Raw genomic sequence first — 22,284 nt, 5'->3', positions numbered from 1 at the left:
GTGATGTTCGCGACCGGGTCGTAGATGTTCCAGGACGTGCCGGACACGTGGTACGCGTTGAACGTCGGGTTGATCACCTGGAGCAGGCCCTTGGAGGGCATGCCCTTCGCCGCGTTGGAGTCCCAGAGGTTGATGGCCATCGGGTTGCCGGAGGACTCACGGATCACGTTGCGGTAGATGCCGTTGTACGTGCCGGGGATGCCCTTCTGCGCCATGACGGCGAGCGACTGCCGGATCCAGCCGTCGAGGTTGTTGGGGTACGTGGCGGTGGTGGCGGCCGTCTTGGCGGCGGTCGTCGGGGTGGCCGCGGAGGCGCCGGTCGCGCCCATGAGCGAGACGGCGAGCACGGCGGCGCCGGTGCCGGCCACGGCGGCGGCGCGGACCAGGCGGCTGGTGCGGGTACGGGGGTGCTGAGCGGCAGCGGACATGGCGGTCTTCCTCTCCGTCGCCTGCGAGGTGAGCTGTCGGGTTCGGGCGGGGAGGTGCCCGGCCGTGCCGCCGTAAGACGACACGACTTCACCCCGAGCCGTTCCGGTGCGACATGTGCCGACCGGTTCGGCGACTTACCTGGGTCCCCCGCTCCTGCCGTACGTGAATGAGTTCATCGGTGGGTGAAGACGGGCGGCGGCAGGATTCGGCATCCGCCCGACAGGCCGGGAAGGTATGCGAGAGCAGATGTCCGAAACAAGTGCCGGAATCACATCTCGTCCCGATTGACCTTGATCCGAGGCGTATGGGGTGCTTGATCCTTTGCGGTCGCCAACGCTCAACTCGCGCTCTGGGCAAGGGCGGGAGGGCACGTCTGTCCGAAGTGCCGCTCATATGCACTCATGTCGCGCACGTGACTCAACTCACGACTTCGCCCCCTGAATCGCATTTTTCGCCAAGAGGAATAAGGGGGGCGAGTGGGTATCAGAATGCCAATTACGGCAAATCGGGCATATGGCACCCATGGGGGTGATCGACGCGCGAGCGCGGTCGCGAAGGGTCACGAGGGAGGGTGCGGGGAGGGTGTATGGATGTACATGTGCCGCAAAACACGTTGACATCCTGCTGGAGCAGTGGACACACGGTCATATTGGTACGTAAAAGACATATCGGTGGTGATCCGGTACCGCCCGGGTCCTCGAAGTGCCTCCCGCACGGGTGAAGTCGGGGGTGGGGGCCGGTGGGTGCTATCGGTGATCGAAACCTGACCGGATACGCTGACTTGAGTGATGGCAACGACCTATCGACAAACCGTAATCGCCGGCAGTCGACAAGCCGTGTAATCGCCAGCAGGCACCTGCAGACAGGAGACCCCCCGTGACCGTCGTCGGGACGTTCGGACTGAGCGTGCGGGACGAGGCTCTGGAAGCCGATGTTCAGGCCGGATTGACGGCTGTCGAGGAAGGCTTGCTGGAGGCGACCAAGAGCGAGGTCGCGTTCATAACAGAGGCAGCGCGACACCTGGTACTGGCAGGTGGAAAGCGCTTCCGGCCGCTGCTCGTGATGCTCGCGGCGCAGTTCGGTGACCCTTACGCGCCGGGTGTCGTGCCGGCGGCGGTGGTCGTGGAGTTGACCCATCTGGCGACGCTGTACCACGACGACGTGATGGACGAGGCGTCCGTACGGCGCGGGGTGGACAGCGCGAACACCCGCTGGAGCAACTCGGTCGCCGTCCTCACCGGTGACTTCCTGTTCGCCCGTGCCACGCAGATCCTCGGTGACCTCGGTCCCGAGGCCGTGCGGCTGCAGTCCCTGTCGTTCGAGCGGCTGGTCACCGGGCAGATCCAGGAGACGGCGGGACCGTCGGACGACCAGGATCCGGTCGACCACTACCTGGACGTGCTGAGCGGCAAGACGGGCTCCCTGGTGGCGGTGTCGTGCCGGTTCGGGGCGATGATGTCCGGGGCCGACGAGACGGTCGTGGACGTCCTCACGCAGTACGGCGAGCGGCTGGGCGTCGCCTTCCAGTTGGCGGACGACGTGCTCGACATCGCGTCCGAGTCGCACGACTCCGGCAAGACGCCGGGGACGGACCTGAGGGAGGGCATCCCGACCCTCCCCGTGCTGCGGCTGCGGGATCGTGCGGCGCGGCTGGGGCAGCCCGAGGACATCGCGCTGTGCGAGCTCCTGGACTCCGATCTGTCGGACGACGACCGGCTCGCGGAGGCGCTGACCGCGCTGCGCACGCATCCGGCGCTGGAGCAGGCCCGGCGGGACACGGTGCGGTACGCCGAGGACGCGCGGGCCGCGCTGGCTCCGTTGCCGGAGTGCGGGGCCAAGGCTGCGCTGCTGGGGCTTTGTGACGCGGTGGTGCATCGGGCTGGGTGAGGGCGCCTGCCCACCCGCCCGTCTCGGTCGGTTGAGAAGTCCCCCACCCTCCGGGGCTCCGCCCCGGACCCCGGCGGGGACTTCGTCCCCTGCGCCCCTGATGGGGTGTCGGGTGTCTGCGTTCGTCGCGGGGGCTGCGTCTCCTGCGCCCCTGATGGGGCGTCGGTCGTCTGCGTTCGTCGCGGGGCTCTGTCCCCTGTGTCCCGGCGGGGCCTCCGCCGCCTGTGGTTCCTCGCGAGGGCGCGTCCCCTGAAGCCCTGATGGGACCTGGGGCGTCTGTGACCCTCGCGGGCCCCGCCACTGCGCCCCCGGCGGGGTCTCGGTCGTCCGTGTTTCTCGTGGGGGCGCGTCTCCTGTAGCCCTGGTGGGCCCGGAGCATCTGTGACCCTCGCGGGGCTCCGGCCCCTGCGCCCTCGGCGGGGTCTCCGCCGTCTGTGATCTTCGCGCTGACTTAGTCGCCTGCGCGCCCCCGGCCGGCCTCAGCCTCCAGCGTTCCCTCGCGCTACGTGACGGCTCCCCTCGGTTCAGTTACGTGACGTGGGTACGCAGCTGGGCTGAGTCCAATGTGTGATTGTGCGATCCGTTCCGCGCCCGTCTTCAGAAGCCGACGCGTGCGGCGGTAAAGGGTCGGGGCGCTGATGGGGCTGACGAGAACTGCCGAGGCGTCTCTCCGTGCTCCCCCTACGGGTCCGGGGAGGCGGGTCCTTCGTGTGTCATACCGCAGGCGTACGTTGAGTTGAGCCCGGGGGCTGACGCTTTCGTGTGGCTGGTTTGGTCAGATGGAAGGCACGGACATCACCACTCCTCACCGATTCGGGTGAGATGGCGGCTCTGGGTGGGAACAGTGCGAGGAGAGCCGCCGCCGACGACGGAGGTAAGGCACACATGGCACCGTACGAATCCGACGGCGACAAGCGCGCCGAGGAGGCCGAGGATCTGCGCTCGGGGCGGCAGAAGGCCGCTCGGTACATCGTCCCGGCCGTCGTGGTGGGGGTGGCGGCGGCGACCATCGGGCTGGTCCCGGCGCTCGCCGACTCCGGTGACCCCGATCTGCCGAAGATCACCGCGCAGCAGCTCATAGAGAAGATCGCCAAGTCGGACGTACAGCAGGTGTCCGGCACGGTGAAGGTCAGCACGGATCTGGGGCTGCCCGACCTCGGCGGTCTGGAGAACGGGATCCTGCCCGGCGGCTCCGGGCGGGGAGACCGCTCGTCGGCCGACCCGTCCGCCAAGCTCACCGAGCTGGCCTCCGGCACGCACACCCTGCGCGTCGCCACCGACGGGCCGGACAAGCGGAAGCTGTCGCTGATCGAGAAGGCCGCCGAGTACAGCCTCATCCGCAACGGCAAGGACGTGTGGGGCTACGACAGCAAGTCGAACGAGGTCTTCCACAGCGCGGCCGCCCGGGACGGCAAGGCCCACGGCCACTTCGACCGCGAGGGCGAGGCGCCCGCCACGCCCAAGGACTTCGCCGACAAGATGCTGAAGTCCGTCGACGACACCACGTCCGTGACCGTCGACGGCACCGCGCAGGTCGCCGGCCGGGACGCGTACAAGCTGCTGGTCAAGCCCAAGCAGTCCGGCACCACCGTCGGCGCGATCAGCATCGCCGTGGACGCGAAGACCGGCATGCCGCTGAAGTTCACGCTGACCCCGTCCAGCGGCGGCGCCGCCGTGGTCGACGCCGGCTTCACCCAGGTCAGCTTCGCCAAGCCGGCCGCCTCGACCTTCGACTTCACCCCGCCCAAGGGCGCCAAGGTCGCGGAGGGGGACAAGGGGCGGATGGCACCGGCCCCGGCGCCGCACTCGAAGCCCGGCGCCGCCCTCCCCAAGGGATTCACCGGGCACAGGGGATTCACGGGGCACAAGGGATTCAAGGGCCCCGACGGATTCACCGGGCACAAGCGAGGCGAGGGATTCAAGGGGCACCCGGAGGGCTTCCACGTTCTTGGCAAGGGCTGGAACGCCGTCGCCGTCCTCGACACCGGCGAGAAGGGCGGCGTACCGTCCGGCCGCGCCGGTGGCGATCTGAACGGCTTCCTCAGCTCGTTCGGCGACCCGGTGCACGGCGCGTTCGGCAAGGGCACGGTCTTCTCCACCCGGCTGATCAACGCCCTGATCACGGACGACGGCAAGGTCTACGTCGGTGCCGTGAACAAGGGCGCCCTGGTCAAGGCGGCGAACGCGGGCAAGTAGCCACCCTGCCGGCACGACGAATCGAGGGAGCCGATGGACGGACCGTCCGCCATGGAGAGGGAGGCGGCGGACGCGGGGCCGAGCGTCATCGACGTCCGCGGGCTCACCAAGCGCTACCCCGGTGGACAGCTCGCCGTCGACGGTCTCGACCTGACCGTCCCGGCGGGCAGCGTCTTCGGCTTCCTCGGCCCGAACGGCTCCGGCAAGACCACCACCATCCGCATGCTGATGGGGCTGATCGAGCCCTCGTCCGGCTCGGTGCGCGTCCTCGGGCAGCCCATGCCCCGTTCCGCGCGCACCGTGCTGCCGTACGTCGGCGCGCTCATCGAGGGACCCGCCCTGTACGGCTTCCTCTCCGGGCGCGACAACCTCCTGCGGTACGACGCCGCCGACCCGACCGCCGACCCACGCACCCGGCGTACCCGCGTCGCCGCCGCCCTGGAGCGGGTGGGGCTGACGGCCGCCGCGGGCAAGAAGGCGCGGGCGTACTCCCTGGGGATGAAGCAGCGCCTCGGGCTCGCGGCCGCGCTGCTGCAGCCGCGCAGGCTCCTCGTGCTCGACGAGCCGACCAACGGGCTCGATCCGCAGGGCATGCGGGAAATCCGTTCTCTGGTGAGGGAGTTGGCCTCCGACGGGACGACCGTCTTCCTCTCCTCCCACCTCCTCGACGAGATCGAGCAGGTGTGCACGCACGCGGCGGTGATGGCGCAGGGGCGCCTCGTCGTCCAGGGCGCGGTGGCGGACCTGGCGGCGGGCGCGCGCGGCCGGCTGGTCGTGACCACGCCCGACCCGGGAGAGGCGGCCCGGGTGCTGAAGGAACAGGGGGTCGGCGACGTCGTCGTCACGGAGGACCGGGTGACCGCGGAGCCCTCGGACCGTGAACTCGCCGACCTGAACGCCGCGTTGGTGGCGGCCGGGGTCCGCGTCCGTGGCTTCGCGGTCGAGCGGGCCTCGCTGGAGGACGCGTTCGTGGCGCTGACCGGAGAGGGCTTCGATGTCGCGGGCTGAGCGGGCTGAGACGCGGGCACCAGGGGCGGGGGCGGGGGCGGAGGCCGAGGCGGGGGCGGCCGTACGCGTCCCGAATCCGCTGTGGAGCCTCGGTCTCCTCCGCAGCGAGCTGGTCACGACCTTCCGGCGCTGGCGCACGCTCGCGCTGCTGGCCGTGCTGGCGGGGGTGCCGGTCCTGGTGGGGGTGGCGGTCAAGATCGAGACGAGCGGCGGTTCCCCGGCCGACCACGGTGACGGCGGGCCCGCGTTCATCGCGCAGATCACCAACAACGGGCTGTTCCTGGTGTTCACGGCGCTCGCCGCGACGCTCCCGTTCTTCCTGCCGATGGCGATCGGCGTCGTGGCGGGCGACGCGATCGCCGGCGAGGCGAACGCCGGAACCCTGCGCTACCTCCTCGTCGCCCCGGCCGGCCGCACCCGCCTGCTGCTCACCAAGTACGTCACGACCATGGCCTTCTGCCTGCTCGCCACCCTCGTGGTCGCCGTCTCCGCGCTGGCCGTCGGCGCGCTGCTCTTCCCGCTCGGCGACCTGACGACCATCTCCGGCACGCGGATCGGCTTCGGCGAAGGGCTGGGGCGGGCGCTGCTGATCGCTCTCATCGTCGCCGCGTCGCTCGTCGGTGTCGCCGCCCTCGGCCTGTTCGTGTCGACCCTGACCAACAGCGGCATCGCGGCGATGGCGACCACGGTCGGCCTGCTGATCACCGTGCAGATCCTCGACCAGATCCCCCAGCTGCATGCGTTCCAGCCGTACTTCTTCTCCCACTACTGGCTGTCCTTCGCCGACCTGATGCGCGATCCCGTCTACTGGGACGACCTGGTCAGAAACCTCGGTCTGCAGGCGGTCTACGCCGCGGTGTTCGGCTCGGCCGCGTGGGCGCGGTTCACGACGAAGGACATCACGGCGTAGGGCTCAGACGGCAGCCGCGTCGTACGGGAACCGCGCGAGCGGCGCCTCCTGAGCGAAGAACGTCTTCGCGCGCGCCAGTGCCGGCATGTCCTCGAGTACGTCCCCGGGCGCGCTGCCGTTGCCCAGCAGGACCCCGCCGAAGCGCATTCCCATGTACGCGGCCGAGTGGTTGAGCGTGCCGACCAGCGGGTCGGCCACCTCCGGCTGCCGGTGGGCGAGCGCGGTCACGCCCCAGAGCGTGCGCCCGGCCAGGGTCGTCTTGAAGTCGATGCCGGGAGTGCGCAGCCAGCCCGACCAGTAGTCCAGGTAGCGCTTGGTGAGGCCGGACACCGAGTACCAGTACAGCGGGGACGCGATCACGATGTCCGTCGCCGCGAGCGTGGCGTCGAGCAGCAGGCCGGTGTCGCTGTCGGAGGCCGGCCGTACGTGGTCGCTGTCGTGTCGCAGGTCCACGAAGTCGGGCAGCGGGTGCTCGGCGAGACTGATCCACTGCTGCTCGACATCGGAGGGCAACTGCTCGGCGGCCGCGCGGGCCAGCAGTTCCGTGTTGCCCTCGGCACGGGCGCTGCCCAGTACGAAGAGGAAGCGTCGGGTCATGGGTCCTCCCAGGTGATCGGACGACTGGCACACGTCGTAGGAAAGGTGTCGCAAGGAATGTTCAGACGTATGCATTATATGCATACGCAAGCATTCTAGGGGAGGGGCGTGTCGCAGGAGCCGGGGCATGAGTTCCTGGTGCGAGTCTGTGACGTCGCGGTGACGCGGGAGCCGTGGCGAACAGAGAGACTGGTAGCACGCATGTGTACGGCCCGGACGGTGACGCCGGGGGAGCGAGGGAAGCGATGTTTCGACTCAGCCGCTGGGAGAAGCGGCGACAACCGCAGGCTCCGCCGGCGCCCACGTACCCGCCGGGCGTGGGGCAGGCGGCGGCCCTGGGCAGGGTGCAGGCGCCCACCGGGGTGTTCGGGCCGCCGCCCGTCATGGGCACCGTGCCGGAGCAGGCCGCTGGCCGCCCCGCGTCGTGGCCCCCGGCTCCTCGGCCCGTCCCCGAGCCCGTGTTCGTCCCCGGGCCCACCCCTGAACCCGAACCCGACTCCGACCCCGGGCCGAAGCCCGCGTTCGCCCGGGGGTTCGACGCCGTCGCCGAGGCCGTCCTCGGGGACGGTCCGGCGAGCGAGCCCGTGGCGCGGATCAACGAGGCCGTCAGGGCGGGGCGGATCGAGTCGGCGGCCGAACTCGCGGAGCGCACCGTCACCGAGGGCACGGCCCGGCTGGGCCCCTACCACCCCGAGGTGCTCCAGCTGTGCGAACTGAGCGCCTACGTCGCCTACTTGGCCGGCGACCCGCTGAGGGCCTTCCAGCTGTCGCTGGGCGTGGCCCGGATCCGCTGCCGCGACCGGGACGTGGTGGCGGCGTACGGCAACGTCCAGGGCGCGGTCGCCGCCTGGCGCGCCGTCCGTGATCCCGGGCAGGGCCTCGGCCTCGGCCGCGACCTGATCGCCCTGTGGACGGAACTCGCCGGACACGAGGGGCCGGCCGCCGACGACATCGGGCAGTTGGAGTCCGCCCGCGCCCGCATGGCCCGCCTGACGGAACGGGCGGAACGCGCCGGAAGGGCGACCACTTAGGGGGCCGCTGCCCGCAGGCCCCGGGCTACAGCACGCAGAACTCGTTCCCCTCCGGGTCCGCCATCACCACCCACTCCCCGGCCGGCTCCGTCACCTGCCGCAGTGCCCGCGCCCCGAGGCCCTCCAGCCGCTCGACCTCGTCGGCGCGCCGTCCGTCGCCCGCGTGGACGTCGAGATGGAGCCGGTTCTTGACCGTCTTCGCCTCCGGGACGCGCTGGAACAGCAGGCGCCGTCCGAGCCCGGTCCCCCGGTCCTCGTCGTACGGGTCGTCGGGGTGCCGTACGGCGATCAGGTCCCGGAAGGCGGGGCGGCCGTGGTACTCGACGGTGGCCTCGCCGGGCAGCGCGCCGATCTTCAGCAGCCGTTCGACGAGGGCGCTGTTGTCCTCGGGCACGTAGTGCAGCGCGGCCGCCCAGAAGTCGGCCAGCGCGTGCGGGTCGGCGGCGTCGATGACGAGCTTCCAGCGCAGCGGGGCGGGTGAGGATGCGGGCGTTCTCGGCGTCTGCGTCATGCCGACCCCTTATATCCCAACCCGGGTGCCGCTGCCCGGAGTTGCCCGGTGACCGGGCCTACGGCCTGGCGGCCTCCGGGCTCGGCTCCGGCCCGGCGAGCACGCTCTTCGCGACGTGCACGGAGTCCGCCGCACCCCTCGGCGCACCGAGCCCGGCGTCGGGGACGGCAGTGGCCGTGGCGGTTGCGGCCGCCAGCGCGCGGGCGCCGCGGCGGGCGGTGCGCAGGGCGTCCCACGTGAGGAGCGACAGGGCGAGCCAGACCAGCGCGAAGCCGGCCCAGCGCTCAAGAGGCATGGACTCGTGGAAGTAGAGGACGCCGAGCGCGAACTGGAAGACGGGCGCCAGGTACTGCAGCAGCCCCAGCGTCGACAGCGGCACGCGGATCGCGGCCGCCCCGAAGCAGACGAGCGGGATCGCGGTGACGAGGCCGGTCGAGGCGAGCAGGAGGGCGTGCCCGGTGCCGGCGGTGGCGAAGGTGGAGTCGCCGTGCGCGGTCAGCCACAGCAGATAGCCGAGCGCGGGCAGGAACTGGATCGCGGTCTCCGCGGCCAGCGACTCGATGCCGCCGAGGTTGACCTTCTTCTTCACGAGGCCGTAGGCGGCGAAGGAGAAGGCGAGGCACAGGGAGATCCACGGCGGCTGTCCGTACCCGATGGCCAGCACGAGTACGGCGCCGAACCCGACGCCGACGGCCGCCCACTGCACGGGCCGCAGCCGCTCCTTCAGGATCAGCACGCCCATGGCGATGGTGACGAGGGGGTTGATGAAGTACCCGAGCGACGCCTCCACCACGCGACCGGAGTTCACGGCCCAGATGTAGACGCCCCAGTTGATCGTGATCACCCCGGCCGCGAGCGCGATCAGCCCCAGCCTGCGCGGCTGCCGCAGCAGCGCACCGGCCCAGGCCCAGCGGCGGGTGACGACGAGGGCGACGGCGACGAAGGCGAGCGACCACACCATGCGGTTGGCAAGGATCTCCATGGCCCCGGCGGGCTTCAGCAACGGCCAGAACAGCGGTACGAGCCCCCACATCCCATAGGCCGCGAAGCCGTTCAGCAGCCCTGTCCGCTGCTCGCCCCTTGACTCCCCGGTCACGGGCTTCCTCCTCATCACTCACCACGAGCGCCCTGCTCGACTGCATGAAGGTAGCGCCGAGGGCGCCCGGCTGTCATGTCCGTACCGCTATACGGTCATGACAGCCGGGGCCCGCGGTGCACGAGGGACGGGCGAGGGCCCGGACGCGGTGTGACGCGTCCGGGCCCTCGCCCGTGTGTGCTGTCGCCGAGCCGGTCAGCCGACCACCGTCCAGGTGTCCCCGCCGGCCAGCAGCGCCGCCAGGTCGCCCTTGCCGTTCTGCTCGACCGCCGCGTCGAGCTGGTCGGCCATGGCGGTGTCGTAGACGGGGCGCTCGACGGAGCGGAAGACGCCGATGGGGGTCTGGTGGAGGGTGTCGGGGTCGGCGAGCCGGGAGAGGGCGAAGGCCGTGGTCGGGGACGTCGCGTGGGCGTCGTGGACCAGGATGTCGGTCTCGTTCTCCGGCGTCACGGTGACGACCTCCAGGTCGCCGGTGGCCGGGTTCCGTACGACGCCGCGTGCGCGCTCGGGGCCGAAGCGGATCGGCTGCCCGTGCTCCAGGCGGATCAGCGCCTCCTCGGACGACTGCCTGTCCTTGAGGGCGTCGAAGGCGCCGTCGTTGAAGATGTTGCAGTTCTGGTAGATCTCGATCAGCGCCGTGCCCGGGTGGGCCGCCGCCGCGCGCAGCACCTGGGTGAGGTGCTTGCGGTCGGAGTCGATGGTGCGGGCGACGAAGGACGCCTCCGCGCCGATCGCCAGCGACACCGGGTTGAAGGGTGCGTCCAGCGAACCCATCGGCGTCGACTTCGTGATCTTGCCGACCTCCGACGTCGGGCTGTACTGGCCCTTGGTCAGTCCGTAGATCCGGTTGTTGAACAGCAGGATCTTGAGGTTGACGTTGCGGCGCAGGACGTGGATGAGGTGGTTGCCGCCGATCGACAGCGCGTCGCCGTCGCCGGTGACCACCCACACCGACAGGTCGCGGCGGGTGGTGGCCAGCCCGGTGGCGATCGCCGGGGCGCGGCCGTGGATGGAGTGCATCCCGTAGGTGTTCATGTAGTAGGGGAAACGCGACGAGCAGCCGATGCCCGAGACGAAGACGATGTTCTCCCGCGCCAGGCCCAGCTCGGGCATGAAGCCCTGCACGGCGGCCAGGATCGCGTAGTCACCGCAGCCGGGGCACCAGCGCACTTCCTGGTCGGACTTGAAGTCCTTCATCGACTGCCTGGCCTCGGCCTTCGGCACGAGGGAAAGCGCCTCGATCGTGCCCGTGCCTTCCGTGGACGTCTCAGCCATCGATGGCCTCCTTGAGCGCCTTGGCAAGCTGCTCCGCCTTGAACGGCATGCCGTTCACCTGGTTGTAGGAGTGGGCGTCGACCAGGTACTTCGCTCGGATCAGGGTGGCGAGCTGACCCAGGTTCATCTCCGGAACCACCACGTTGTCATAACGCTCCAACACCGCTCCGAGATTCCGCGGGAAGGGATTGAGATGGCGCAGATGCGCCTGCGCGATGGACTCCCCGGCCGCCCGCAGCCGCCGTACCGCCGCGGTGATGGGGCCGTAGGTCGAGCCCCAGCCCAGCACCAGCGTGCGCGCCTCGTGGGGGTCGTCGACCTCCAGGTCCGGCACCTCGATCCCGTCGATCTTCGCCTGCCGGGTGCGCACCATGAACTCGTGGTTGGCGGGCGCGTACGAGATGTTGCCGGTGCCGTCCTCCTTCTCGATGCCGCCGATCCGGTGCTCCAGGCCCGGCGTGCCCGGGACGGCCCAGGGGCGGGCGAGGGTATGCGGGTCGCGCTTGTACGGCCAGAACACCTCGGTGCCGTCGTCCAGGGTGTGGTTGGGGCCCTGTGCGAACTGCACCGTCAGGTCCGGCAGCTCGTCCTGGTCCGGGATCCGCCACGGCTCCGAGCCGTTCGCGAGATAGCCGTCGCTCAGCAGCATCACCGGCGTGCGGTACGTCAACGCGATCCGGGCGGCCTCGATCGCCGCGTCGAAGCAGTCGGCCGGGGTGCGCGGCGCGATCACCGGGACCGGGGCCTCGCCGTTGCGGCCGAACATGGCCTGCAGCAGATCCGCCTGCTCGGTCTTGGTCGGCAGGCCGGTGGAGGGGCCGCCGCGCTGGATGTCGACGACGAGGAGCGGCAGCTCCAGGGAGACGGCGAGCCCGACGGTCTCCGACTTCAGCGCCACACCCGGGCCGGACGTGGTGGTCACGGCCAGGCTGCCGCCGAACGCCGCGCCCAGCGCCGCACCGATGCCCGCGATCTCGTCCTCGGCCTGGAAGGTCCGTACGCCGAAGTTCTTGTGCTTGCTCAGCTCGTGCAGGATGTCCGAGGCCGGGGTGATCGGATACGAGCCGAGGAACAGCGGCAGGTCGGCCTGCTTGGACGCCGTGATCAGGCCGTACGCCAGGGCCAGGTTCCCGGAGATGTTCCGGTAGGTGCCCACCGGGAAGGCCTTCGTCGCCGGCGCCACCTCGTACGAGACCGCGAAGTCCTCGGTCGTCTCGCCGAAGTTCCAGCCCGCCCGGAACGCGGTCAGGTTCGCCTCGGCGATCTCCGGCTTCTTGGCGAACTTGGTGCGCAGGAACTTCTCGGTGCCCTCGGTCGGCCGGTGGTACATCCAGCTCAGCAGCCCCAGCGCGAACATGTTCTTGCTGCGCTCGGCCTCCTTGCGCGAGAGCGCGAACTCCTTCAGCGCCTCCACCGTCAGCGTCGTCAGCGGCACCGGATGCAGGTGGTAGCCGTCCAGCGACCCGTCCTCCAGGGGGCTGTCCGCGTACCCGACCTTCTGCATGGCGCGCTTGGTGAACTCGTCCGTGTTGACGATGATCTCCGCCCCGCGCGGCAGATCGGCGATGTTCGCCTTCAGCGCCGCCGGGTTCATCGCCACCAGCACGTTCGGCGCGTCGCCGGGCGTGAGGATGTCGTGGTCGGCGAAGTGCAGCTGGAAGGACGAGACGCCGGGCAGGGTGCCTGCGGGGGCGCGGATCTCGGCCGGGAAGTTCGGCAGCGTCGACAGGTCGTTGCCGAACGACGCCGTCTCGGACGTGAAGCGGTCACCGGTGAGCTGCATGCCGTCGCCCGAGTCCCCCGCGAACCGGATGATGACCCGGTCGAGGCGCTTGACGTCCTTCACCGCACCGCCCGGTTTGCGCTGTTCTCCCACGACGGCTTCGTCGGCCTGTTCCGCTGGGCTGCTGACCTGGCTGGTCACTGAACTTGACCTCCTTCGAGGCGGCTGTCCGGGCATGGTCGTCCCATCAACCTTCCCAGGATCAACCCTACGTCGGTTAGGGTCGCCTTCCTTCGGCCATTCGCATGATGGACGGCATTCCGGCACGGCCCGTCGCCCTGACTTGTCATGATTTCTCGCCCCCCGAAGCTCCCCTTGAGACGCCCATACGCTCCCCGCTCGCCGTGCGGTTCTCACCTCTGTTCCTGGACAAGATCACCCGGCTGTTCTCGGACACGGTCACGCGGCCCAGTGTCGGCCCATCAGGAGTTCAGATAGGTGAGGACGGCCAGAACACGCCGGTGGTCCCCGTCGCTCTGCGTCAGGCCCAGCTTCAGGAAGATGTTGCTGACGTGCTTCTCCACCGCGCCGTCGCTCACCACCAACTGCCGGGCGATCGCCGAGTTGGTCCGCCCCTCGGCCATCAGCCCCAGGACCTCGCGCTCCCGCGGCGTCAGCCCCGCGACCACGTCCTGCTTGCGGCTGCGCCCGAGCAGCTGCGCGACCACCTCCGGATCCAGCGCCGTACCGCCGCGGGCCACCCGCACCACCGCTTCCACGAACTCCCGCACCTCGGCGACCCGGTCCTTGAGCAGATAGCCGACGCCGCGACTGGAACCGGCCAGCAGTTCGGTGGCGTAGCGCTCCTCCACGTACTGCGACAGCACCAGTACCCCCAGCTCCGGGTGCGCCTTGCGTAGACGTACGGCGGCCCGCACGCCCTCGTCGGTGTGGGTCGGCGGCATCCGTACGTCCGCGACGACCACGTCGGGCAGCGCGTCCCTCGCGCCCAGCTCGGCGACGGCCCCGATCAGCGCCTCGGCGTCCCCCACCCCCGCCACCACGTCATGTCCGCGGTCGGTCAGCAACCGCGTCAGACCCTCCCTGAGCAGCACCGAGTCCTCGGCGATGACGACCCGCACTCTGTCTTCCACGCTCTCCCGGCCCCCCGGCGCGTTTTCCGTCCGTACGAAAGTCCAGCATCAGCATTCGGACCTCGTCGCGCCAGGGCAAGAGCAAGTCGCGCCAGAGCGAGCGCCGTACGAGAGGACGGGAGGAATCCGGTCCGCGCTCCCGTCCTCACCCGCGCCAGGGCAGCTCCGCCGTCACCCGCGTCGGCCCGCCCGGCGGGGAGTCGACTACCAGGACCCCGTCGATGGCGTCGAGTCGCCGGGCGAGTCCGTCGAGGCCGGTGCCGTGGTCGGGGTGTGCGCCGCCGTGGCCGTTGTCGGTGACCCGGAGCACGAGGTGGTCGTCGGTGCGCCATATGTCGACGGTGGCGGCGGTGGCCGCGCTGTGTTTGCTGATGTTCTGGAGGAGTTCGGAGACGGTGAAGTAGGCGATGCCTTCGATGGCGGGTGCGGGGCGCCGGGTGAGGCCGACCTCGACGCGTACGGGGACGGTGCAGCGGGAGGCGAGGGCGGAGAGGGCCGCGTCGAGGCCGCGGTCGGTGAGGACCGCGGGGTGGATGCCGCGGGCGAGGTCGCGCAGTTCCTGGAGTGCTGTCTTCACTTCGCCGTGTGCTTCCTCGACCATGCGTGCGGCGGCCTGGGGGTCCTCGGCCAGTTTTTCCTTCGCGAGTCCGAGGTCCATGGCGAGGGCGACGAGGCGGGCCTGTGCCCCGTCGTGCAGGTCGCGTTCGATGCGCCGCAGGTCGGCGGCCGCCGTGTCGACCACGACCCCGCGGTCCGACTCCAGCTCCGAGATACGGCGCTCCAACTCGTCGGAGGGCGACAGCAGCCCGCGCACCATCACCCGGTCCACGTTCGCCAGTCCGCGCGCGATGAACGGCAGCACCGGCCACAGCACGAACAGCGACGCCAGCACGGTGACGAAGGTGAGGATGCCCCAGGGCAGCCGGATGAAGTCGTACAGCAGCGTGCGCCAGCCCACCGGGTCCTTCAGCGCCAGCCACAGCCGCTGCAGCAGCCCGCCGCCCCTGCCGAGCGGCAGCGGGCTCGGCTCCTCCACCCGCACCCCGAGCAGTGCGCGGGCCCGGGCGCGCTCGGCCTTCCCCAACTGCCGTGCCCCGAGGAGCGTTCCGGCGAGCAGCGGGAAGCCCACGACGGTGGCGGTCAGCATGCCGCTGACGAACAGCACCGTGACCACGTACGTGAAGCCGAACAGCGCCACCGGCAGGTTCACCAGGAGATGCGCGATCTCCTTCCAGGTGTGCGCGTCGTAGGCGAAACGGGCCGGCGGCAGGCGGTCGCCGTGATCGTCGTCGTCGGCCCGCACGGCGCCCGCGGAGAGGCTGGGAGCGGTCATACGGGTCAGCGTGCCGTGCGGGGACCCCCGGCGCCATGAGGTCCGCCGCCCCGGTGCACGGGGGAATACCCCACCTCCGTGTCCCGCGGTCCGGTTCACGCCATGTGCCCGGAGCGCAGCATCGCGTGACGGGCTGCTTACTGCCTCTTTAGCAGGGCCTAGACTCCCAGGCGTACAGATCGTCGAATCGTGTCGCATCACAGGGTGCACCGAGGCACTGAGGTCACCGGGTCAGGGAGCGAGGGACGGACGTTGCGGGAGACGTTGGGGGACTCGACCGCGGTCGTCGCGGCGGACTACTTCCAGTCCTATTCGGTCGTGGGACTGCTCGCGCTCGTGGGTGTGCTCTTCGTCGGAGTCGCCTTCGGCGCGGGGCGGTTGCTGCGGCCGGTGGTCCCCACGCCGGAGAAACTGCTGACGTACGAGTGCGGCGTCGACCCCGTCGGCGAGGGCTGGGCGCACACCCAGGTCCGCTACTACGTCTACGCGTACCTGTACGTGATCTTCGCGGTCGACTCGATCTTCCTGTTCCCCTGGGCGACCGTCTTCGCCGCCCCCGGCTACGGCGGGACCACGCTCGCCGAGATGTTCATCTTCCTCGGCTTCCTGGCCGTAGGCCTGCTGTACGCATACAAGAAGGGCGTCCTGGCATGGACGTGACCCCTGACGTGAGCCCCGACGTGACTCCTGACGCGACCGCCTCGGTCACCGAGCCCGTTCTGCTGCCCGAGCCGAAGCGCCTCGGCGCCCTGTCGCGCCTGGCCCCCGAGCCGATGAAGGTCGTCCTGAACTGGGGCCGCCGCTACTCGCTCTGGGTCTTCAACTTCGGCCTGGCCTGCTGCGCGATCGAGTTCATCGCCGCATCGATGGCCCGCCACGACTTCATCCGCCTCGGCGTCATCCCCTTCGCGCCGGGCCCGCGCCAGGCCGACCTGATGGTCGTGTCCGGCACGGTCACGGACAAGATGGCGCCCGCCGTGAAGCGCCTGTACGAGCAGATGCCCGAGCCGAAGTACGTCATCTCCTTCGGCGCCTGCTCCAACTGCGGTGGCCCGTACTGGGATTCGTACTCCGTCACCAAGGGCGTCGACCAGATCATCCCGGTGGACGTCTACGTCCCCGGCTGCCCGCCGCGGCCCGAGGCGCTGCTCCAGGGCATCCTCAAGCTCCAGGAGAAGATCGCACGGGAGTCGCTGGAGGAGCGGTACGGCCACGCCCGGCCGTCGGCCGCCGCGCTGCAGAGCGATCTGGTGAAGCCGCCGGCGCCGGCGACGCCGGCTGTCGAGGGGGAGACGCGATGACCACGGTCGGCTGGCTGCCCGCCCCCGCCGAGGAACTCTTCGGCACGGAGGCCACGGCCGAGGAGTCGTACGAGGTCCTGACGGTCGACGTGCCGCCGGAGTCCTGGATCTCCGCACTCGAGACGGCGCGTACGGCCCTGTCCTGCACCTACTTCGACTGGCTGAGCGCCGTCGACGAACCGGGCACCGGCTTCCGTGTCTCCGCGCACCTCGTGGCCCTGGGCCCGGTGCGCCGCCTCCTGCTGCGTACGACGGTCCCGCACGAGGCGCCGACGCTGCCCTCCGCCGTCGGCGTGTACGCGGGCGCGGCCTGGCACGAGCGCGAGACGCACGAAATGTTCGGCGTCCGCTTCGAGGGCCACCCCGGTCTGGAACACCTGCTCCTCCCGGAGACCTTCGAGGGCCACCCCCTGCGCAAGGACTTCGTCCTGGCGGCACGCGTCGCCAAGGCCTGGCCGGGCGCGAAGGAGCCGGGCGAATCGGAGCACGGCGGCCCCAAGCGCCGCCAGATGCTGCCCCCGGGCGTCCCCGACCCGAACGAGTGGGGCCCCCTGAAGGGCCAGCTCCCCCCGGCCCCCGCCCGTCCGGCACGCGGCGCCGGCCGGCCCGCCGCGGGCCGCGCCGGTGCGGGGGAGCGCCCTGCGCGCGCGGCCGGCGAACGCCCGGTCCGGCGCACCCGCACGGCAGCGGAGGGCTCGGCGAGCCAGACGCCCACCACCGGGGCACCGCCCGCGGAGACGCCGTCCGCGCCGACCGCACCCGCGGAGACGGCACCGGCGGAGCCGACGGCGGCTCCCCGCCGGGCGCGTACCGCCTCGGAGGGTTCCGCGAGCCAGCAGACCGGCGCCGGCACCGGCGGTACGGCCGCGCCTCGCCGAAGCCGCAGCGCGAGCGGCGGTTCTGCCTCGCAGCGGGCGGAGGAAGTGACGCCGACGGCACCGACCACGCCGACCACGTCGGAGGAAGCCTCTGCCGAGCAGACGGCGACCCCGAAGGAACGGACGGCACCCCGCAGTTCGGACGCCCCTTGGCACCACGCCCGCCCGGCTTTTGACGAGTCGGAAGGGAAGCGGCCCCCGAAGGAGCCGACCGCGCAAGGCGACGCTCCCGAAGCCACCGGCGCCGAGCCCGAAAGCCCGCCCCCCGAAGACCCCACCCCCGACGACCCCGCAGGAGGCACGCGGTGAACGATGTGTTCGACGTCATCCTGCGACTCCTGGTCGTCTTCGTCGTCTTCCTCACCTTCCCCCTGATCGTCGGTCAGACCGAGCACAAGGTCATGGCCCACATGCAGGGCCGACTCGGCCCGATGTACGCCGGTGGCTTCCACGGCTGGGCGCAGCTCGTCGCGGACGGCGTGAAGTTCGCGCAGAAGGAGGACGTCGTCCCCGCGGGCGCGGACCGCCGTATCTTCCAACTCGCCCCGGCCGTGGCCCTCCTCCCGTACCTGTTCGTCCTGCTCGTCATCCCCATCGGTCCGAGCGAAGGTGCCGTCGGACAGGTCCTCGACGCCGGTGTCTTCTTCGCCCTCGCGGTGATGGGCGTCGGTGTCCTCGGCTCACTGATGGCCGGGTGGGCGAGCGCCAACAAGTTCTCCCTCCTCGGCGCCCTGCGCACCGCCGCCCAGCTCCTCGCCTACGAACTCCCGATGCTGCTCGCCGCCGCCTCGGTCGCGATGGCCGCCGGAACGCTCTCCCTGCCCGGCATCGTCAGCGCCTTCCACTGGTGGTGGGTGCCCTGGCAGATCGTCGGCGCGGTCGTCTTCTTCGTGGCCGGGCTCGCCGAACTCCAGCGCCCTCCCTTCGACATGCCCGTCGCGGACTCGGAGATCATCTTCGGCGCGTACACCGAGTACACGGGTCTGCGCTTCGCCCTGTTCCTCCTCGCCGAGTACGCGGGGATCATCGTCCTGTGCGGCCTGACCACCGTCCTCTTCCTGGGCGGCTGGCACGGCCCGTGGGGCGCCGAAGGCCTCGGCTGGGTCTGGACCCTGCTGAAGATGGCGATCCTCGCCTTCGTCGTCATCTGGCTGCGCGTCACCTACCCGCGGCTGCGCGAGGACCAGTTGCAGAAGCTCTCCTGGACCCTCCTCGTCCCCCTCTCCCTCGCCCAGATCGCCCTCACCGGCGTCGTGAAGGTGGTGTTCCTCTAAATGGCCCCGATCCCCGGCTCCGGCCTGGCCAAGGGCCTGGCCGTGACCCTTCGCACGATGACGCGGAAGCACGTCACCGAGCAGTACCCGGAGGTCCTGCCCGACCTGCCGCCCCGCACCCGCGGCGTCATCGGCCTGTTCGAGGAGAACTGCACGGTCTGCATGCTGTGCGCCCGCGAGTGCCCGGACTGGTGCATCTACATCGACTCCCACAAGGAGACGGTCCCGGCGGCGGTCCCCGGCGGCCGCGAGCGCAGCCGTAACGTCCTCGACCGCTTCGCCATCGACTTCTCCCTGTGCATGTACTGCGGTATCTGCATCGAGGTCTGTCCTTTCGACGCTCTGTTCTGGTCCCCGGAGTTCGAGTACGCCGAGACCGACATCCGCGAGCTCACCCACGAACGCGACAAGCTCCGCGAGTGGATGTGGACGGTGCCCGCACCGCCCGCCCTCGACCCGCACTCGGAGGAGTCGAAGGAGATCGCCGCCGCACGGAAGTCGGCCGAGAAACTGGCCGCAGCCCAGGCCGAGGCCGAGGCGCAGGCGCAGGCGCAGGCGCAGGCCGCGGCGGAATCCGAAGCCCCGGCTCAGCCCGAAGCTCCGGCTCAGTCCGAAGCTTCAGCTCAGCCCGACGCCCCGGCTCAGACCGAGCCGACCGAACCGCAGGAGGGAGACGCGTGAGCCTCGCCGCCTCCGCCGTGTCGGTCCTGGCCGCCGCCCCCACACAGGGCTTCCTCTCCCCGACCGGCGTCGAGATCGCCTTCCTTCTCGTCGGTCTGGCCACCTTCGGCGCCGCGCTCGTCACCGTCACCACCCGGCAGCTGGTGCACGCCGCCCTGTGGCTGGTGGTGACGCTCGGCGGCCTCGCCGTCGAGTACCTGCTGCTCACCGCCGAGTTCATCGCCTGGGTGCAGGTCCTCATCTACGTCGGTTCCGTCGTCGTCCTCCTCCTCTTCGGTCTGATGCTCACCAAGGCCCCCATCGGCCGCTCCCCGGACGCCGACTCCGGCAACCGGTGGGCCGCCCTCGCCGTGGCCGTCGCCGCCGCGGCCGCCCTGGTCTGGGTGGTCGTCGACGCGTTCCGGACGACCTGGATCGACCTCGACGGCGCCGCCGCCGGGTCGGCGAAGGTCACCGGCCAGAGCCTCTTCCAGAACTGGGTCCTGCCCTTCGAGGCCCTCTCCGTCCTCCTCCTCGCCGCCCTGGTCGGCGCGATCGCGCTCTCCCGCAAGGCGAAGGCGGACATGGGCACCTCGGAGCTCCCCGGCACCCGAAGCGGCCAGGCAGACAAGGAAGGTGTCCGCTGATGCACCTCGTCTATCCCGCCGTGCTCTCCGCCCTCCTCTTCTGCACCGGCCTGTACGGCGTCCTCGCCCGCCGCAACGCGATCCTGGTCCTGATGTCGGTCGAGCTGATGCTCAACGCCGTCAACCTCAACCTGGTCGCCTTCGACGTCTGGCTCAGCAAGGCCGCCCGGGAGACCCTGCACTCCGGTCAGGCCCTGACCCTGTTCACCATCGCCATCGCCGCCGCCGAGATCGGCATCGGCCTGGCGATCGTGCTCGCCGTCTACCGCAACCGCGGCACCTCCGACATCGACCGGCTCCGCGACACCGCCGAGGGCCCCGCGACCGACGGCCCCGGCACCGGCGCCCCCGCCGCCGAGAAGGCTGAGGCCACCGCGTGACCACGACCACCCTCGCCGTCCTCGTCCCCCTCCTTCCGTTCCTCGCCGCCGTCGCCGGGCTGCTGCTCGGCCGCACGGCGCCCGGCCTCGTCCGGCCGCTCGCCGTCCTGCCGACCCTCGCCTCGCTGGTGCTGGCCGTGCTGGTCGCCGTGCGCCAGGGCGGGGGCCCGGCCATCAGCGCCGCCACCGAGCTCACGCCGACCGGCTCGATCCCGATCGACCTCGCCCTGTACATCGACGGCTTCGCCGCCCTCACCGCCGTCCTGGTCGGTGTCGTCGCCACCTGCGTGCAGATCTACTCGACCGGCTATCTGCGCGACGACCCGCGCTACCCCTCGTACGCCGCTCTCGTCTCCCTCTTCACCTCCGCGATGTTCGTGGTCGTGTACTCGGGCGACCTGATGGTGCTGCTGGTCGGCTGGGAAGTCATGGGCATCTGCTCCTACTTCCTGGTCGGCCACTACTGGGAGACCCCGGAGGCCCGCACCGCCTCCATCAAGGCCTTCCTCGTCACGAAGCTCGGTGACGTCCCCTTCCTGATCGGCCTGTTCGCGCTGGCCACCGACGCCGGGTCCTTCCGCATCACCCGCGTCCTCGACACCGTCGCGAGCGGCGGACTCCACCACCCGACGCTGATCGCCCTGCTGCTCCTCGCGGGCGTGGCGGGCAAGTCGGCGCAGTTCCCGCTGCACACCTGGCTCCCCGACGCGATGGCGGGCCCCACGCCCGTCTCCGCGCTGATCCACGCCGCGACGATGGTCGCCGCCGGTGTCTACTTCGTCGCCCGTCTCCTCCCCGTCTTCCAGGCCTCCGCGGCCGCGATGGTCGTCCTCGCCGTCATGGCCGCCGTCACGATGGTCGGTTCGGCGCTCGCCGCACTCGCCCAGGACGACATCAAGCGCGTCCTCGCCTACTCGACCATCGGCCAGCTCGGCTACATGACCGGCGCCCTCGCCGTCGGAGCCCGGGGCGCCGCCGTCTTCCACCTCCTGTCCCACGGCGCCTTCAAGGCGCTGCTGTTCCTCGCGGCCGGCGTGATCATCCACGCCGCCGGCACCAACTCGCTGGCTGCCATGTCCCGCATGACGGGACTGCGCGACCGCGTGCCCGACGCCTTCTGGACGATGACCGTGGCGCTGCTCGCGCTCGCCGCGATCCCGCCGTTCAGCGGCTTCTTCTCCAAGGAGTCCGTCCTCGGCGCAGCCGAGGACACCGCCACCGGCCACACCGCGCACGCCCCCGGCAGCGCGGGCTGGATCGTCCTCGTCTCCGGTCTGCTCACCGCCCTTCTCACCGCCGCGTACGCCACCCGGCTGTGGCTGCTCGCCTTCCGCGGCCGGGGCACCGAGGTCCCGGAGCACGGCCGCCAGCCGCTCACCATGACCGCGGTGCTGTGGGTCCTCGCCATCCCCTCCCTCGCCTTCGGCGGACTCGCGTACCGCGTGCTGCCCGCCTGGTTCGACGGCCGCGCCCTGAACCCGACCCTCACCACGTCGGTCCTCAGCACCGGCCTCGCCCTGGTCGGCATCCTCGTCACCTACGGGGCCTGGCGGCGCACCTCCCCCCTCGCCGCCCGCTTCCCCATGGGCGCCGTCGTCGCGCACCCCGACGCGGAGGGCGGTGCGGTCGAGGCCGAGGCCATCGCCGACCACAAGCGGGTGTACGGCGACGTGGCCTACGCACCCGATCCGGCCGACCCCGGACGGCTGCTGCTCGGCCCGCTCCACCGGCACGCGGCCGCCGGCTTCCACCTGGACGCCGTGTACTCCGCGCTGTTCGTCCGCCCGGTCCAGGCCGGGGCGAGTCTCGTCCGGTTCCTCGACCGCGAGGTCGTCGACACCTACGTACGCGGCGCCGCCGCTCTACCCCGCCTGCTGGGAGCCGCCGTACGACGGGCCCAGAACGGCAATGTGCAGACCTATGTGAGCGCGCTGCTCGCCGGCACCGTCGTCCTGACGGTCGCCGTCCTTCTCGTCGCCACGGGAGCGTGAGCA

The 22,284-nt window shown here is 70.9% G+C and carries 20 protein-coding genes, 1 pseudogene and 1 riboswitch; of the genes and pseudogenes, 13 read left to right on the top strand and 8 right to left on the bottom strand.

Annotation, left to right across the window (positions count from 1 at the left end; translation table 11 throughout):
* Positions 1–428: lytic transglycosylase (locus ABZ910_RS20010; protein ID WP_361366525.1), on the bottom strand; the 428-nt coding region annotated here is incomplete at its 3' end.
* Between the two features lie 5 nt (positions 429–433).
* Positions 434–617, bottom strand: a riboswitch (cyclic di-AMP (ydaO/yuaA leader).
* Positions 618–1,305: 688 nt separating this feature from the next.
* On the opposite strand from ABZ910_RS20010, the gene ABZ910_RS20005 reads away from it, so the two are divergent.
* The 4 genes from ABZ910_RS20005 to ABZ910_RS19990 all read left to right on the top strand — a co-directional run bounded on the left by ABZ910_RS20005 (position 1,306) and on the right by ABZ910_RS19990 (position 6,430).
* Positions 1,306–2,316 (top strand): polyprenyl synthetase family protein, encoded by a 1,011-nt coding sequence (locus ABZ910_RS20005; RefSeq protein ID WP_361366522.1) that lies wholly within the window; start codon positions 1,306–1,308, stop codon positions 2,314–2,316.
* An 885-nt stretch (positions 2,317–3,201) separates the two neighbouring features.
* Entirely contained in the window at positions 3,202–4,512 is a 1,311-nt protein-coding gene (locus ABZ910_RS20000; protein ID WP_361366520.1) for a DUF2092 domain-containing protein, read from the top strand.
* A gap of 51 nt (positions 4,513–4,563) precedes the next feature.
* Positions 4,564–5,520, top strand: coding sequence for an ABC transporter ATP-binding protein (locus tag ABZ910_RS19995; RefSeq protein WP_361366705.1), 957 nt, complete (start codon positions 4,564–4,566; stop codon positions 5,518–5,520).
* Complete coding sequence (locus tag ABZ910_RS19990; RefSeq protein WP_361366517.1) at positions 5,507–6,430, top strand: ABC transporter permease; 924 nt, start codon at positions 5,507–5,509, stop codon at positions 6,428–6,430. The genes ABZ910_RS19995 and ABZ910_RS19990 overlap by 14 nt, the downstream gene beginning before the upstream one ends.
* A gap of 3 nt (positions 6,431–6,433) precedes the next feature.
* Here ABZ910_RS19990 and ABZ910_RS19985 read toward each other — a convergent pair whose 3' ends face one another.
* Complete coding sequence (locus ABZ910_RS19985; protein ID WP_361366514.1) at positions 6,434–7,027, bottom strand: NAD(P)H-dependent oxidoreductase; 594 nt, start codon at positions 7,025–7,027, stop codon at positions 6,434–6,436.
* Between the two features lie 467 nt (positions 7,028–7,494).
* Between ABZ910_RS19985 and ABZ910_RS19980 the strand changes: the two are divergent.
* Positions 7,495–8,058 (top strand): annotated as a pseudogene (locus ABZ910_RS19980) (tetratricopeptide repeat protein); the annotation flags it as partial.
* 25 nt (positions 8,059–8,083) lie between these two features.
* Here the strand turns inward: ABZ910_RS19980 and ABZ910_RS19975 are convergent.
* From ABZ910_RS19975 to ABZ910_RS19950, 6 genes are all read right to left on the bottom strand, one after another.
* On the bottom strand, positions 8,084–8,569 hold the full coding sequence (locus tag ABZ910_RS19975) for a VOC family protein (RefSeq protein WP_361366511.1): 486 nt from the start codon (positions 8,567–8,569) through the stop codon (positions 8,084–8,086).
* A 58-nt stretch (positions 8,570–8,627) separates the two neighbouring features.
* Entirely contained in the window at positions 8,628–9,665 is a 1,038-nt protein-coding gene (gene rarD / locus ABZ910_RS19970; RefSeq protein WP_361366508.1) for an EamA family transporter RarD, read from the bottom strand.
* A 195-nt stretch (positions 9,666–9,860) separates the two neighbouring features.
* Positions 9,861–10,940: a 2-oxoacid:ferredoxin oxidoreductase subunit beta gene (locus tag ABZ910_RS19965; RefSeq protein ID WP_361366506.1), complete on the bottom strand. Its 1,080-nt coding sequence runs from the start codon at positions 10,938–10,940 to the stop codon at positions 9,861–9,863.
* Entirely contained in the window at positions 10,933–12,864 is a 1,932-nt protein-coding gene (locus ABZ910_RS19960; RefSeq protein ID WP_361366503.1) for a 2-oxoacid:acceptor oxidoreductase subunit alpha, read from the bottom strand. Before ABZ910_RS19960 ends, ABZ910_RS19965 begins: the two co-directional genes overlap by 8 nt.
* Before the next feature lie 281 nt (positions 12,865–13,145).
* Positions 13,146–13,805 carry a response regulator transcription factor gene (locus ABZ910_RS19955; protein WP_361366702.1) on the bottom strand — a complete coding sequence of 220 codons (660 nt, stop codon included), beginning with the start codon at positions 13,803–13,805 and terminating at the stop codon, positions 13,146–13,148.
* A gap of 157 nt (positions 13,806–13,962) precedes the next feature.
* Positions 13,963–15,150, bottom strand: a complete 1,188-nt coding sequence (locus tag ABZ910_RS19950) for a sensor domain-containing protein (protein ID WP_361366501.1) — start codon at positions 15,148–15,150, stop codon at positions 13,963–13,965.
* Positions 15,151–15,402: 252 nt separating this feature from the next.
* On the opposite strand from ABZ910_RS19950, the gene ABZ910_RS19945 reads away from it, so the two are divergent.
* Genes ABZ910_RS19945 through ABZ910_RS19910 form a run of 8 tightly spaced genes read left to right on the top strand, consistent with a single transcriptional unit; the run spans position 15,403 to position 22,281 of the window.
* Positions 15,403–15,810 carry an NADH-quinone oxidoreductase subunit A gene (locus ABZ910_RS19945; protein WP_361366498.1) on the top strand — a complete coding sequence of 136 codons (408 nt, stop codon included), beginning with the start codon at positions 15,403–15,405 and terminating at the stop codon, positions 15,808–15,810.
* Positions 15,801–16,451, top strand: a complete 651-nt coding sequence (locus tag ABZ910_RS19940) for an NADH-quinone oxidoreductase subunit B family protein (RefSeq protein WP_361366495.1) — start codon at positions 15,801–15,803, stop codon at positions 16,449–16,451. Before ABZ910_RS19945 ends, ABZ910_RS19940 begins: the two co-directional genes overlap by 10 nt.
* A complete protein-coding gene (locus ABZ910_RS19935) occupies positions 16,448–17,638 on the top strand; it encodes an NADH-quinone oxidoreductase subunit C (RefSeq protein ID WP_361366493.1) in 1,191 nt (396 codons plus the stop codon). The genes ABZ910_RS19940 and ABZ910_RS19935 overlap by 4 nt, the downstream gene beginning before the upstream one ends.
* Positions 17,635–18,603 (top strand): complex I subunit 1 family protein, encoded by a 969-nt coding sequence (locus tag ABZ910_RS19930; RefSeq protein WP_361366490.1) that lies wholly within the window; start codon positions 17,635–17,637, stop codon positions 18,601–18,603. The genes ABZ910_RS19935 and ABZ910_RS19930 overlap by 4 nt, the downstream gene beginning before the upstream one ends.
* Positions 18,604–19,284 (top strand): NADH-quinone oxidoreductase subunit I, encoded by a 681-nt coding sequence (locus ABZ910_RS19925; protein ID WP_361366487.1) that lies wholly within the window; start codon positions 18,604–18,606, stop codon positions 19,282–19,284. It begins immediately after the preceding gene.
* On the top strand, positions 19,281–19,910 hold the full coding sequence (locus ABZ910_RS19920; protein WP_361366485.1) for an NADH-quinone oxidoreductase subunit J: 630 nt from the start codon (positions 19,281–19,283) through the stop codon (positions 19,908–19,910). The genes ABZ910_RS19925 and ABZ910_RS19920 overlap by 4 nt, the downstream gene beginning before the upstream one ends.
* On the top strand, positions 19,910–20,290 hold the full coding sequence (gene nuoK / locus ABZ910_RS19915; protein ID WP_361366482.1) for an NADH-quinone oxidoreductase subunit NuoK: 381 nt from the start codon (positions 19,910–19,912) through the stop codon (positions 20,288–20,290). Before ABZ910_RS19920 ends, nuoK begins: the two co-directional genes overlap by 1 nt.
* Entirely contained in the window at positions 20,287–22,281 is a 1,995-nt protein-coding gene (locus tag ABZ910_RS19910; protein ID WP_361366480.1) for an NADH-quinone oxidoreductase subunit L, read from the top strand. Before nuoK ends, ABZ910_RS19910 begins: the two co-directional genes overlap by 4 nt.
* Positions 22,282–22,284: the final 3 nt, after the last annotated feature.

The organism is Streptomyces sp. NPDC046805, from assembly GCF_040645355.1.
Classification (GTDB): Bacteria; Actinomycetota; Actinomycetes; order Streptomycetales; family Streptomycetaceae; genus Streptomyces.
Note: the sequence above shows the minus strand (reverse complement) of the source record. Positions and strands in the feature narration are given on the sequence as shown.

What these genes read in the sequence shown, in the direction of transcription:
- ABZ910_RS20000 (WP_361366520.1), top strand. Translation starts at nt 3,202, where the DNA reads ATGGCACCGTACGAATCCGACGGCGACAAGCGCGCCGAGGAGGCCGAG.
- ABZ910_RS19995 (WP_361366705.1), top strand. Translation starts at nt 4,564, where the DNA reads ATGGAGAGGGAGGCGGCGGACGCGGGGCCGAGCGTCATCGACGTCCGC.
- ABZ910_RS19990 (WP_361366517.1), top strand. Translation starts at nt 5,507, where the DNA reads ATGTCGCGGGCTGAGCGGGCTGAGACGCGGGCACCAGGGGCGGGGGCG.
- ABZ910_RS19985 (WP_361366514.1), bottom strand. Translation starts at nt 7,027, where the DNA reads ATGACCCGACGCTTCCTCTTCGTACTGGGCAGCGCCCGTGCCGAGGGC.
- ABZ910_RS19975 (WP_361366511.1), bottom strand. Translation starts at nt 8,569, where the DNA reads ATGACGCAGACGCCGAGAACGCCCGCATCCTCACCCGCCCCGCTGCGC.
- ABZ910_RS19965 (WP_361366506.1), bottom strand. Translation starts at nt 10,940, where the DNA reads ATGGCTGAGACGTCCACGGAAGGCACGGGCACGATCGAGGCGCTTTCC.
- ABZ910_RS19950 (WP_361366501.1), bottom strand. Translation starts at nt 15,150, where the DNA reads ATGACCGCTCCCAGCCTCTCCGCGGGCGCCGTGCGGGCCGACGACGAC.
- ABZ910_RS19940 (WP_361366495.1), top strand. Translation starts at nt 15,801, where the DNA reads ATGGACGTGACCCCTGACGTGAGCCCCGACGTGACTCCTGACGCGACC.
- ABZ910_RS19935 (WP_361366493.1), top strand. Translation starts at nt 16,448, where the DNA reads ATGACCACGGTCGGCTGGCTGCCCGCCCCCGCCGAGGAACTCTTCGGC.
- ABZ910_RS19925 (WP_361366487.1), top strand. Translation starts at nt 18,604, where the DNA reads ATGGCCCCGATCCCCGGCTCCGGCCTGGCCAAGGGCCTGGCCGTGACC.
- nuoK (WP_361366482.1), top strand. Translation starts at nt 19,910, where the DNA reads ATGCACCTCGTCTATCCCGCCGTGCTCTCCGCCCTCCTCTTCTGCACC.